This is a genomic window from Pedobacter sp. KH_004, assembly GCF_057840755.1.
The window spans coordinates 2,414,519-2,426,314 of record NZ_CM174519.1; the positions used below are offsets into that span (position 1 = coordinate 2,414,519).

At 36.8% G+C, this 11,796-nt stretch carries 13 protein-coding genes; 10 read left to right on the forward strand and 3 right to left on the reverse strand.

What is annotated here, in order from left to right:
* Nucleotides 1-62 precede the first annotated feature (62 nt).
* The 5 genes from AC3ITD_RS10315 to AC3ITD_RS10335 all read left to right on the forward strand — a co-directional run bounded on the left by AC3ITD_RS10315 (nucleotide 63) and on the right by AC3ITD_RS10335 (nucleotide 3,798).
* The gene (locus tag AC3ITD_RS10315; protein ID WP_489366244.1) at nucleotides 63-425 is read left to right on the forward strand and encodes a hypothetical protein; all 363 of its coding nucleotides are present in this window, start codon (nucleotides 63-65) and stop codon (nucleotides 423-425) included.
* Nucleotides 426-839: 414 nt separating this feature from the next.
* Nucleotides 840-2,228, forward strand: a complete 1,389-nt coding sequence (locus AC3ITD_RS10320; RefSeq protein WP_056850254.1) for an arginine decarboxylase — start codon at nucleotides 840-842, stop codon at nucleotides 2,226-2,228.
* An 89-nt stretch (nucleotides 2,229-2,317) separates the two neighbouring features.
* Nucleotides 2,318-2,554: a DUF433 domain-containing protein gene (locus AC3ITD_RS10325; protein WP_489366246.1), complete on the forward strand. Its 237-nt coding sequence runs from the start codon at nucleotides 2,318-2,320 to the stop codon at nucleotides 2,552-2,554.
* A complete protein-coding gene (locus AC3ITD_RS10330; protein WP_489366248.1) occupies nucleotides 2,535-2,900 on the forward strand; it encodes a DUF5615 family PIN-like protein in 366 nt (121 codons plus the stop codon). Before AC3ITD_RS10325 ends, AC3ITD_RS10330 begins: the two co-directional genes overlap by 20 nt.
* A gap of 1 nt (nucleotide 2,901) precedes the next feature.
* A complete protein-coding gene (locus AC3ITD_RS10335) occupies nucleotides 2,902-3,798 on the forward strand; it encodes a DUF72 domain-containing protein (protein ID WP_265800337.1) in 897 nt (298 codons plus the stop codon).
* A gap of 36 nt (nucleotides 3,799-3,834) precedes the next feature.
* On the opposite strand, the gene AC3ITD_RS10340 is transcribed toward AC3ITD_RS10335, so the two are convergent.
* Nucleotides 3,835-4,332 carry a DUF1579 domain-containing protein gene (locus AC3ITD_RS10340; protein WP_489366251.1) on the reverse strand — a complete coding sequence of 166 codons (498 nt, stop codon included), beginning with the start codon at nucleotides 4,330-4,332 and terminating at the stop codon, nucleotides 3,835-3,837.
* Nucleotides 4,333-4,442: 110 nt separating this feature from the next.
* On the opposite strand from AC3ITD_RS10340, the gene AC3ITD_RS10345 reads away from it, so the two are divergent.
* The 5 genes from AC3ITD_RS10345 (at nucleotide 4,443) to AC3ITD_RS10365 (ending at nucleotide 10,518) form a co-directional block, all read left to right on the forward strand.
* Nucleotides 4,443-5,051 carry a 3'-5' exonuclease gene (locus tag AC3ITD_RS10345; protein ID WP_489366253.1) on the forward strand — a complete coding sequence of 203 codons (609 nt, stop codon included), beginning with the start codon at nucleotides 4,443-4,445 and terminating at the stop codon, nucleotides 5,049-5,051.
* Entirely contained in the window at nucleotides 5,029-5,157 is a 129-nt protein-coding gene (locus tag AC3ITD_RS10350; RefSeq protein ID WP_489366255.1) for a hypothetical protein, read from the forward strand. Before AC3ITD_RS10345 ends, AC3ITD_RS10350 begins: the two co-directional genes overlap by 23 nt.
* Nucleotides 5,157-6,860, forward strand: coding sequence for an ABC transporter ATP-binding protein (locus AC3ITD_RS10355; protein WP_489366257.1), 1,704 nt, complete (start codon nucleotides 5,157-5,159; stop codon nucleotides 6,858-6,860). The genes AC3ITD_RS10350 and AC3ITD_RS10355 overlap by 1 nt, the downstream gene beginning before the upstream one ends.
* Before the next feature lie 505 nt (nucleotides 6,861-7,365).
* Nucleotides 7,366-9,498 (forward strand): ribonuclease R, encoded by a 2,133-nt coding sequence (gene rnr / locus AC3ITD_RS10360; RefSeq protein ID WP_489366259.1) that lies wholly within the window; start codon nucleotides 7,366-7,368, stop codon nucleotides 9,496-9,498.
* A 45-nt stretch (nucleotides 9,499-9,543) separates the two neighbouring features.
* Nucleotides 9,544-10,518, forward strand: coding sequence for a polyprenyl synthetase family protein (locus AC3ITD_RS10365; RefSeq protein WP_265800331.1), 975 nt, complete (start codon nucleotides 9,544-9,546; stop codon nucleotides 10,516-10,518).
* 319 nt (nucleotides 10,519-10,837) lie between these two features.
* On the opposite strand, the gene rpmA is transcribed toward AC3ITD_RS10365, so the two are convergent.
* Both rpmA and rplU read right to left on the reverse strand, forming a co-directional pair.
* Nucleotides 10,838-11,245, reverse strand: a complete 408-nt coding sequence (rpmA, locus tag AC3ITD_RS10370; RefSeq protein WP_265800329.1) for a 50S ribosomal protein L27 — start codon at nucleotides 11,243-11,245, stop codon at nucleotides 10,838-10,840.
* Between the two features lie 51 nt (nucleotides 11,246-11,296).
* Nucleotides 11,297-11,608: a 50S ribosomal protein L21 gene (rplU, locus tag AC3ITD_RS10375; protein WP_010601215.1), complete on the reverse strand. Its 312-nt coding sequence runs from the start codon at nucleotides 11,606-11,608 to the stop codon at nucleotides 11,297-11,299.
* Nucleotides 11,609-11,796: the final 188 nt, after the last annotated feature.

Below are 11,796 nucleotides of genomic sequence, written 5' to 3' on the forward strand. Positions count from 1 at the left end.
TCGCAAAGAATGTAGCATTCACACGACAGTGATCGTTTTGATTATGAATTAAACCTAAAATCATGAAGTCTAAATTTTTCTCAATCACTATATTACCCATCGCAGCTTTCATCTTAACGTTATCTATATTTTTCTGTGGCTGCAAAAAGGATCAGTTAACAATAAATGAAGAGAAGCGGTTTGCGGAAGTGGGTTTCAAACCTGACCCTTCAAATCCTTATGATGGAGGCTGGGGAGTAACATTAAAACCTGATGGTGTAGTTGATATTGCAACAGGTGGGGATATAATTTATAGGGGAACGTATAAGATTAACGGCAAAAATTTAAAGGTTAGCACGGATCAGATGAAGTTCGATTTTGAAATTCTGTCTGATACTGAAATAAAGGAAAAGCAATATGGTACAATACTGAGATTAATACCTTAATTTTCCTTGACAAGGTACCTTTGGACGTGAATAGCTGTACAATCGGATTAGTACTAAACCTGATTGAAGTGAACATGAATCCCGATTCTTCTATCGGGAAAATAAAACGGAAAGCGGGACTAACATTAAAATTATATAAGGTTTTGCTTTCCAAGTCGGAAAAAGCTTTCTCTCGAAGATTTAAACTAATTCTCTCAAATTAAATGACTTAAAATTTGCGTAAATCCTCTCAATCTGCGGGAAAATATGAGCACTTATGGAAAATAACCTTACACATTGCTCGAAAGTATTTTAGAAACTCACTGCCGAAATATTCTGTGTAAAACTAAAGCGTTTCTCTACAGTAAAAATATTTTTAATATGGATTAATTCTCGATTTAAAATTACATTTTTGCAAAAATTATTTAAAAGTAAATGCAGAGTTACTCAGAATTTCTCGATCTAAGCGTTGGCTTTCCACAAGAAGGCTTTGATGTGATAGATGATGAATTATATTTTCAGGATTTAAACCTGATGGAAATGATTGAAACCTACGGTACTCCCCTACGTTTCACCTACTTACCAATGGTAACTAAGAAGATTCAGCAAGCGAAAATTCTTTTCCAAACTGCCATTTTAAAAAACAATTATCGCGGCGATTACAAGTATTGCTACTGTACAAAAAGTTCGCATTTCCGCCACATTGTAGAGGAGGCATTGAAGAATAATATTCACCTTGAAACTTCATCTGCATTTGATATGCCTATGGTTGATGCTTTGGAGAAAAAAGGTCATTTAACTAAGGATACAACCATTATTTGCAACGGTTTTAAAACTTACCAGTACAAGCAATATATTATTGATATGTTGCATGATGGTTATACCAATATCATCCCCGTTCTAGATAATAAGGAGGAATTTAACCTATTTGATGATGAGGTTGACATTGATACCCCATGTAATCTTGGTATCCGTATAGCAGCTGAAGAGCAGCCTGATTCGCAGTTTTATACTTCGCGTTTAGGGGTGCGGATGGAAGATATTATCGATTTTTACAACAACAAAATCGTTCATAATCCTAATTTCCGTGTGAAGTTGTTGCACTTCTTCATTAATTCGGGTATCACGGATTCGCCATATTACTGGAACGAACTAGAGAAGTATGTAACGCTTTACTGCAAGTTTAAAAAGATTAATCCTGACTTAGATACCCTGGATATTGGTGGCGGTATGCCATTTAAAGATTCCTTGGTTTTCGATTTCGATTACGAGTACATGGTAAACGAAATTGTAAAAAGGATTAAAGAAATTTGTGCCATTCATGATGTGATGGAACCCGATATTATTACTGAATTTGGTAAATACACGGTTGCAGAAGCATCCGGAATTTTATACAAAGTTTTAGGTAGAAAACAACAAAATGATCGTGAGCGCTGGTTGATGTTGGATGGTTCTTTCATTACCAATTTACCAGATGTTTGGGCATTAAACCAAAAGTACATTTTGCTGCCAATTAACAACTGGGATGCTGAATATGAGCGTGTTAACTTAGGCGGCATCACTTGCGACGGACAGGATTATTATAATCAGGAGGCGCACATGAACAGTGTATTTATGCCGAAAACACGTAAAGTTCAATACCTTGGTTTCTTTCACACCGGAGCTTATCAAGAGGTATTAAGCGGTTACGGCGGTATACATCATTGTTTGTTGCCTAGTCCGAAACATGTGCTTATTCGCAGAAACCGAGATGAAAGCTTCAACTTCGAAGTTTTTGGTGAAGAACAGAATAGCAAGCAGGTTTTGAAGATACTGGGTTATTAAATTTACCGCAACGAACAAAAATTTCTGTAAATGGCACCGAGTTTATACTTGGTGCTTTTTTTGTGTCCTAATATTTTGTATATTTATTTATGAAAAGTGGGGAAAGTAAATTATTGGAAAGAATTACATTCATCCCTGGACTAATGGGCGGAAAGCCAACAATTAGAGGTAATCGATTTACAGTTATCGATATTATCGAACTTTTATCGTCAGGAATGACACACGAACAAATTTTAGAGGAGCATCCCATCCTCGAAGTTGATGACATAAAGGCGGCGTTGCTTTTTAGTGCGAAACAACTTAGGGATGAATACATCTGCGAATGATTGGGAATTCTGTATAGATGAAAATATATCTCCCATAATTTCAAAATGGCTAATGGATGAAATCAAAATCAAATGTATTTCATTTCACTTTCTTAAGCTTGCCAATACATCAGATCTCGAAATCTACCATCTAGCTCAAAATAGAAGTAAGGTAATAATTATTTCAAAGGATATTGATTTTCGTGACCTAGTTGCATGGAAAGGCACTCCACCCAAGTTGATTTTCTTAGCTTTTGGGAATTGTTCCAATAAGGTTCTTTACCAAAAATTAAGAGCTAAAATTTTTGATGCTATCCATCAACTTATCTATGGAGATTTAGATATATTTGAAATAAATAAAGATTAATATGCAATTCGGTAAAGTAGACGACCCTTCGATTATAGATTTCACCCTCCCCGCAGATGCCCCTGAAACAGCAGGAATCTTAGCAACAAATAAACCTCAACAAAATTTTCAGGCTTATGTGGGTTGCGCCAAATGGAATAAAGCAGATTTAAAAGGATTTTATCCGAAGGGAACAAAAGATGAGTTAATCTATTATGCTACACAATTCAATTCGATTGAATTAAACGCCACATTTTATGGAATGCCAAGCAGTGAACAGGTGATTACCTGGAAGGAAAAAACACCTGCTGACTTTAAATTCTTCCCTAAATTAACCAACACGGTGAGTCATTTTAAAAGGCTAATTAACGTTAAAGAACCTGTTGAACAATTCGCTGATGCGATCAGTAACTTTGAAGACAAACTGGGCATGGCTTTTCTTCAACTGCATGATAACTTTAAACCGAAAGACTTCGAGCGACTGAAAATTGTAGTGAAAGAGTTTCCAAAAGTGATTCCGTTAGGTGTTGAAGTGAGAAATGCAGAGTGGTTTTCTAACCCGACTATTGCCGGCGAGTTTGCTACACTTTTCGAAGATAATAAAGTGGCCAATATCATTGTTGATACCGCTGGTAGAAGAGACATGCTGCACATGAGGTTGACAACACCAACCGCTTTTGTACGTTTTGTTGGGGCAAATGATGATGTGATTGACAAAAAACGCTTAGACGACTGGATAGGTAGAATTGTGGAATGGAAAAAGCAGGGGCTTGAAAATCTTTATTTTTTCGTACACCAGAATGTTGAGCTTTCATCACCATTATTTTCAGCTTATTTTACAGAAAAGTTGAATAAAGCTGTCGGAACAGAATTAAAAATTTCGGTAATGGCTAATTCAAATCCTCCATCACTGTTTTAAATGGAAAAACCTCGCTGGTTTTAAAAACCTGCGAGGTTAAATGCGTTTGTATACCGCCTCAATTGCTTTCGCCTCTTCCTCTCCTGGCATAATATTATAAGCAGAAAAAACAATTTCATCTGCACTAACAATTTCCAGTTCTGTACGCCAGCCAAAAAGTTGGTCGCCATATTCGGGGTTTCCCCATGAACCTAAAATAGAAAAGCCTTTTTCTGTCGCTTCACCCGTAGCTTGCATAATCTGTGTACCCATGTGGAAACTATCGATCCAACTGAAGGTAAATTTCTGGTATGGAATATCAAAACCAATAATCATCTTACCTTCCAAAGGCTTTCCGTTTAAACTACTTTGATAATCGTATGAAATGAAACGCCCATCCAAAATCGAAGTTATTTCAGCTTCGGCAGGAGACTCATCTGCTAATACATCGCTTTCGAACCAGGTTTTAGCTGTTCCTTTCCAACTGCCAACAATATCTTTTAGTTTCTGGTGAGCACCATCTTCTAGCGATTGCTCAAATTTACCTTTTGCCATACTCAAACTTAAAAAAATATTATCAGATTGTTAGATTGATTAATTGAAGATATTTTCACTGAAAATTCGGTATTGCTTTTTGATTATTCATAAAATTAGTATCTTGTTTCATGCTAAAAACGCTCGATTTAAGTCAGGTTGTAGTATTAGATATTGAAACAGTTCCTCAATATCCATCCTTCAGTGATGTTCCTCCTCATTTACAAGAGCTTTTGGAGCAGAAAACGCATTTTCAAAGGACAGCTGATCAAAGCGCAGACGAATTTTACGAGCGAGCTGGCATCTTAGCCGAATTTGGAAAGATCATCTGTATCAGTTTAGGGATTTTCAGCTATCAAAAAAAATCGTATTCCTTACGTCTGAAATCATTTTATGGCCACGACGAAAAAGAAATTTTAACAGAATTTTCTAACCTAATTAACAGGCAAGTGCCTACATTGGCATTTTGCGCCCATAACGGAAAAGAATTTGATTATCCTTATATCTGCAGACGACTGCTGATCAACGGCTTAGAAATTCCAACTCAACTAGATATCTCAGGTAAGAAACCCTGGGAAATTAATCACCTGGATACCATGGAAATGTGGAAGTTTGGCGATCATAAACACTTCACTTCGTTGAATTTATTAGCTACAATTTTGAATATTCCATCGCCAAAAGACGACATTGATGGAAGCCAGGTTAGGCAGGTTTATTATGAAGAGCAAAAATTTGGATAGAATTGTAACCTATTGCCAAAAAGATGTAGTGACTACTGCTCAAGTGTTACTAAAATTTAAAGGAATGGATATTATTTCAGCAGAAAACATTACCATTGTATCCTGATGCTAAACGTTGAAAATCTAAATATCGATTTCTACAATCAAGAAGAAAAAACCTGGTTTAAAGCAGTTAAAACAATCAGTTTTAACGTTAAAAAAGGAACTGTTTTGGGTATTGTCGGAGAATCTGGATCGGGCAAATCCGTAACTTCTTTTTCCATTATGCGTTTGCATGATGAACGCTCGGCTAAAATTACCGGCGATATTGATTTTGAAGATATCAGTTTGCTCAACTTAAGTTCAAATGAAATCCGTCAGATAAGGGGAAATCAGATTTCGATGATTTTTCAGGAACCAATGACTTCATTGAATCCTGTTTTTACCTGTGGCGAGCAAGTGGCAGAAGCCATCATACTTCACCAAAAAGTTGATAAACAAACGGCTAAAGAAAAAACTATCGACCTTTTTAATGAGGTTCAATTGCCGCGACCAGAAAAAATATTTGATAGTTACCCGCATCAAATTTCTGGTGGACAAAAACAACGGGTGATGATTGCAATGGCTTTAAGCTGCAACCCAAAACTTTTAATTGCTGATGAACCTACCACTGCCCTCGATGTTACGGTTCAAAAAACCATTCTTCAATTGCTCTTAAAGCTGAAAGAAGAGCGGCACATGGCCATGATTTTTATCTCGCATGATTTAGGTGTGGTAAATGAAATTGCAGATGAGGTTGCTGTAATGTACAAAGGCGAAATAGTCGAGCAAGGGCCAGCAAAATCAATTTTTGAAAATCCTCAACACCCTTACACGAAAGGCTTGCTAGCTTGTCGCCCCTCTCCTAGCTTGCAATTGAAGAAACTGCCGGTTGTAGCCGATTTTTTAACCGGAAAAATTGCCGATGCAAATGCACACCTCAACGCATCTAACCAGTTAACGGAAGAAGAAATTGCCTCACGTAGAGCATTACTTTACGCTAAAAAACCTTTGCTTCAGGTTAAAGAACTTTGCACTTGGTATCCCATTCACAATGGTCTGTTTGGAAAAACCTTCGATTACGTGAAAGCAGTAGACCAGATTAATTTTGAGGTTTTTCCCGGAGAAACTTTAGGCTTGGTCGGAGAATCTGGTTGTGGTAAAACAACTCTTGGCAGGACAATTTTACGATTGATTCAACCTACATCAGGAAGTATCATGTTCAACGGTCAAGATATCACAAAAATCAGCAAATCTGAATTGAGGAAATTAAGAAAAGATATTCAAATTATTTTCCAAGATCCATATGCCTCCTTAAACCCAAAACTTAGCATTGGCCAATCAATTTTAGAGCCCCTGCAAGTACATCGTTTATACAAAAATGATGCAGAAAGAAAGCAAAAAGTGCTGGAACTATTGAACAAGGTAGGTTTAAAAGAGGAGCATTTTAACCGTTATCCCCATGAATTTAGCGGTGGGCAGCGGCAGCGTGTGGTCATTGCCAGAGCTTTGGCTTTAGAACCAAAATTCATTATTTGTGATGAATCCGTTTCGGCATTGGATGTTTCTGTACAAGCGCAAGTACTGAACTTAATTAGAGATCTTCAACGCGAATTCGGTTTGACATACATTTTCATTTCACATGATTTAGCGGTGGTGAAACATATATCAGATCGTATTTTAGTAATGAATAAAGGTAAAATTGAAGAGGAAGGTTTTCCGGAACAAATCTTCTATGCACCAAAGGCAGCATACACCAAAAAACTAATTGAGGCGATACCTGGCTCTTAATGCAGGGCAAACGTATTACAACTGAGCACTACGTATGGATGTACTTAAATAATATCTCTACAACAGCCAAAAGCGCATTGTCCTAGCCATTATTTTGAGGGAAAAACGTTGAAACCAATTTAAAAACCGTTCAAACTGCAGTGTCCAAAATAATTTTCAGCCGTGTGGTGGCATAAAAGCAGAGGGAGGCCTCAAATTATTTTCATTGTGGTTTGACGAATTTTTACCAAAATAATGGCAAGCCTTGATTTTTGCTCGGCTTTTTATCAAGAAAAAGCGGAAGGCCTGTCTGGCCAAGACAAAATTATTTTAATGCATTTGCCTCGGCTCTTTCTTGAAAATGTAATGATGTGAGATAAATAATGGCTATACCGCAACCTTATTAATTCCAGCTATTATGTCTTAAATTTCAGTGTTTATTTACGTCATTCGTCATCCATTTTACACCACACATTAACCATCGTTTATATCTTTTCTGTATCTTCGGTAAATTCAGTTTTAGCGTATGGCAAAGAAGAAATCGGCAAATATAAAATTGGTTCTAAATCAATTGGTTAGTGATGTATTTGAAAAAAACAACAATCAGGTTCTTAACTATAAACAGGTTTCAGCTAAATTAAATCTTAATGATCAGGAATCAAGAGAAACCATCCTGGAAATATTAAAAGAAGGCAAAGGCGCCGGTATTTTCCTTGAACTAGAAAAAGGGAAATTCAAGCTTAAAGATCTTCAGAATTTTATAATCGGAACTGTCGATATGACCGCTGATGGTTCTGCCTATATCGTTCCGGAAGACGAATTTGAGAAAGACGTCTTCGTAGCGCCTAGGAAATTGAAAAATGCGTTGCATGGCGATACCGTCAAAGCCTATGTATTTGCCAAAAAAAGTGGACGAAAAAATGAAGGCGAGGTTGTAGAAATCCTGAAACGGGCCAAGTCAGATTTTACGGGTGTAATTAAAATATCCGATCGATTTGCATTTGTTATCGCTGACGATAAAAAGATGATGCATGACATTTTTGTACCATTGGCTGATACGTTGGATGCAAAAAACGGTCAACGGGTTTTAGTAACCTTGTCTGATTGGCCGGAAAGCGCTAAGAATCCTATTGGTATTGTAAAACATGTATTAGGGAACCAGGGTGAAAACAACACCGAAATGAACGCTATTTTGGCTCAATATGGTTTTCCGTTAGAATTTCCACCAGAGATAGAAAAAGAGGCAAATGCAATCCCCGAGGAAATTCCTGCGGAAGAAATTGCAAAGCGTAAAGATTTTAGAAATATACTTACTTTCACCATCGATCCTGCAGACGCTAAAGATTTCGATGACGCTATTTCCTATCAGAAACTTCCGAATGGAAACCATGAAATTGGGGTTCATATTGCTGATGTTTCTCATTACGTTATTCAGGGAACTGATTTAGATAAAGAAGCCTACAGTCGTGCAACGTCGGTATATTTGGTTGATCGCGTAATCCCAATGTTGCCAGAACGTTTAAGTAACGGCGTTTGCTCGCTTCGTCCAAATGAAGACAAATTGTGTTTTGCTGCAGTGTTTGAACTCGATGAGCAGGCCAATATTCAAGCTGAATGGTACGGGCGGACTATCATTCATTCTGATAGACGTTTTAGCTATGAAGAGGCGCAGGAAGTAATAGAAAATAAAGCTGGTGATTACGCCACAGAAATTTTAAAACTTAACGAGCTTGCTTATATTTTGCGTGATCGTAAATTTAAAAATGGTGCCATCAGTTTCGAAAGTACCGAAGTAAAGTTTAAGCTTGATGAATCTGGCAAACCAATCGGAGTTTATGTAAAAGAGCGGAAAGATGCACACAAATTAATTGAAGATTATATGCTTTTAGCCAACCGAAAAGTGGCAGAATTTGTGGCTAAAAAGCAAAAGGGCGAAAAGAAACTAACTTTCGTTTACCGGGTTCACGATTCGCCAAATATGGAAAACCTCACTTCTTTCGCCACATTTGCATCCCGTTTCGGTTATAAAATCAATACGAAATCGGATAAGGAAATAGCGAAATCGCTCAACCATTTAATGGCTGATGTAGAAGGAAAGAAAGAGCAGAATATATTAACATCATTGGCCATCCGGTCAATGGCGAAAGCAATTTATTCAACTAAAAAGACGAGTCATTATGGCCTGGCTTTTGAATACTACACCCACTTTACCTCACCAATCCGTCGTTACCCCGATGTAATGGCACACAGGCTGCTCCAAACCTATTTAGATGGTGGTAAATCTGCTGATGCAGAATTTTACGAAGTAGCATGTGCTCATTCTTCTGCAATGGAAAAACGTGCTGCTGATGCAGAAAGAGCATCAATTAAATACAAACAAGCCGAATACCTGGAAAACAATATTGGTACTGAATACAAAGGGATTATTTCTGGAGTTACCGAATGGGGTATGTATGTTGAGATCGAAGAAAATAAATGTGAGGGAATGATTCGTTTACGTGATATTTCTGACGATTTTTATGTACTCGATGAGAAAAATTATTGCATTGTTGGCCAAAGAAAAAAGAAAAAATATCAACTTGGTAATGAAGTGATGATTCGGGTAAAGAAAGTCGACCTTTCTAAACGACAAATTGATTTCACCCTTATTCCTGATTAATAATTTAAGACATTCGTGCCCAAAGACACCGTGTTTACGTAAAAGATGCATACAACAGAACAACTACAACAAATCTTAGATACAGCAATAAAAAATTTAAAGTTTCCTGATCAGCCTAAACAGCTTTACGATCCGATAACTTATATCATTAACCTGGGCGGAAAACGAGTTAGGCCACTTCTGGTTTTAATGGCAACCGAACTATTTGGTAAGGATGCTCACGACTCCATCCATGCAGCCATGGCAATTGAAGTTTTTCATAACTTTACGTTGGTGCATGATGACATAATGGATAATGCGCCTCTGCGTCGGGGTAAAGCAACCGTACACGAGAAATGGAGCACCAATACGGCTATTTTAAGTGGAGATGTGATGATGGTTGAGGCAAATAAAAACCTAGCCAAGGTTAATCCAATCTTCCTGAAAGATGTTTTAGATACTTTTAACGCAACGGCTCAAGGCGTTTGCGAAGGACAGCAACTCGATATGGAATTTGAAAGCCGTGATGATGTTAGTATTGAAGAATACATCAATATGATCAGGTTAAAAACGGCAGTTCTGCTGGGTGGCGCTTTAAAGTTAGGTGCGATCATTGCAGGGGCTTCAGAAAAAGATGCTGATTTGATTTACCAGTTTGGAGAAAACATCGGAATTGCTTTTCAATTACAGGATGATATTCTGGATGTTTATGCTGATCCTGAAAAGTTTGGAAAGCAGGTTGGCGGAGACATTATCGCAAACAAAAAAACATTCTTACTACTAAAAGCATTTGAACTGGCAGAAGGCGACATCAAGGAGTCTTTAGATACCTGGACGGGTTATAAAGATTTTGACATTAAGGAAAAAGTCGCAACAGTAACTTCAGTTTACAATACTTTGGATATTCAAAATATTGCTAAACAAACGATGAATAGCTACCTGGACAAGGCATTAAACTTTTTTGAGCAAATTAATGTGAGCACTGAGCAAAAAAACAATCTGCTCACATTAACTAATCAGCTAATGGCTAGAGAATACTAGCACATATAACGTCTTCATTTTGATTATTTAGAAAGGGGTTGTTGCAAAATAATTTATATTTCAATAGAGAAAACGATACTTCATAAATCGTAACTCTCGTGAAAACGGGAATCGTAATGCAAATAGAAGACAGAAATGCTCTTCTATTTTAGTTAGATGCCCAGTCAAGCTGAGGGATAATTTATTTCACAAAAATCAATATAAATAATGTTAAGAACGGTCGTCAATTGTAGCAGATGATAAGTTATACATTTTCCTATAAACAGAAAAAGTCCTGATTTTCATCAGGACTCTTCAAATATCGATTAGTACTAATTAATTATTCTGCAACAGCAGCTTCTTCAGTAGCTTCGTCTTTTTTAACTTTTTTAGCAGGTGCTTTTTTAGCAGCAGCTTCAGCAGGAACTTCTACAGCAGCAGCTTCTTTTTTAACAGCTGGTTTTTTAGTTAATGCTTCTTCTATTTCAGCATCAGAGATAGGAAGAACAGATACATAAGATTTGTTATCTTGTTTCTTTCTGAAAACTACAGTACCATCAATCAAAGCGAATAATGTATGGTCTTTTCCTAAACCAACATTTTTATCTGGATGGTGTTTTGTACCACGTTGACGTACTAAAATGTTTCCAGCGATCGCTAACTGACCACCGAAAATTTTAATACCTAAACGCTTACTATGCGATTCACGTCCGTTTTTCGAACTACCGGCTCCTTTTTTGTGTGCCATGATTTTATATTTTTTAACTCGCTAAAAGCGAATTATTGGTTAACTAATGAATTATAACGTGATATCAGAAATCTGAATCTTTGTGAAAAACTGGCGGTGACCATTTTTCTTTTTGTAACCTTTTCTACGTTTTTTGTGGAAAACGATTACTTTATCACCTTTTAAATGAGATACGATAGTAGCTGAAACTTTAGCACCTTTAACCGCAGGAGCTCCTACAGTGATTGCACCACCATTATCAACCAACAATACATTATCAAATTCAATACTAGCGCCTTCATCTCCTTGCAATCTGTGTACAAAAAGGTGCTGGTCTTTAGCAACTTTAAATTGCTGCCCTGCTATATTTACTATTGCGTACATTGTTTAAATATTAGTTTTTTAATTTTTATTTAACGAGGTGCAAATATAGAACAAATTCAATTAACACACAAACACATATCGAAAATATTTTTAACTATAATCCTACGAAACCAAGATTTATAGGATTACCGGATTTCAAGATCGAATTGTAATATCTTTTTGATACGATTTGGAAAGCAAAACCTGAA

Excerpts from the sequence above, each read along its gene's own strand:
- AC3ITD_RS10315 (WP_489366244.1), top strand. The coding sequence starts at position 63 with ATGAAGTCTAAATTTTTCTCAATCACTATATTACCCATCGCAGCTTTC.
- AC3ITD_RS10320 (WP_056850254.1), top strand. The coding sequence starts at position 840 with ATGCAGAGTTACTCAGAATTTCTCGATCTAAGCGTTGGCTTTCCACAA.
- AC3ITD_RS10325 (WP_489366246.1), top strand. The coding sequence starts at position 2,318 with ATGAAAAGTGGGGAAAGTAAATTATTGGAAAGAATTACATTCATCCCT.
- AC3ITD_RS10330 (WP_489366248.1), top strand. The coding sequence starts at position 2,535 with ATGAATACATCTGCGAATGATTGGGAATTCTGTATAGATGAAAATATA.
- AC3ITD_RS10335 (WP_265800337.1), top strand. The coding sequence starts at position 2,902 with ATGCAATTCGGTAAAGTAGACGACCCTTCGATTATAGATTTCACCCTC.
- AC3ITD_RS10340 (WP_489366251.1), bottom strand. The coding sequence starts at position 4,332 with ATGGCAAAAGGTAAATTTGAGCAATCGCTAGAAGATGGTGCTCACCAG.
- AC3ITD_RS10345 (WP_489366253.1), top strand. The coding sequence starts at position 4,443 with ATGCTAAAAACGCTCGATTTAAGTCAGGTTGTAGTATTAGATATTGAA.
- AC3ITD_RS10350 (WP_489366255.1), top strand. The coding sequence starts at position 5,029 with ATGAAGAGCAAAAATTTGGATAGAATTGTAACCTATTGCCAAAAAGAT.
- AC3ITD_RS10355 (WP_489366257.1), top strand. The coding sequence starts at position 5,157 with ATGCTAAACGTTGAAAATCTAAATATCGATTTCTACAATCAAGAAGAA.
- rnr (WP_489366259.1), top strand. The coding sequence starts at position 7,366 with ATGGCAAAGAAGAAATCGGCAAATATAAAATTGGTTCTAAATCAATTG.
- AC3ITD_RS10365 (WP_265800331.1), top strand. The coding sequence starts at position 9,544 with ATGCATACAACAGAACAACTACAACAAATCTTAGATACAGCAATAAAA.
- rpmA (WP_265800329.1), bottom strand. The coding sequence starts at position 11,245 with ATGGCACACAAAAAAGGAGCCGGTAGTTCGAAAAACGGACGTGAATCG.
- rplU (WP_010601215.1), bottom strand. The coding sequence starts at position 11,608 with ATGTACGCAATAGTAAATATAGCAGGGCAGCAATTTAAAGTTGCTAAA.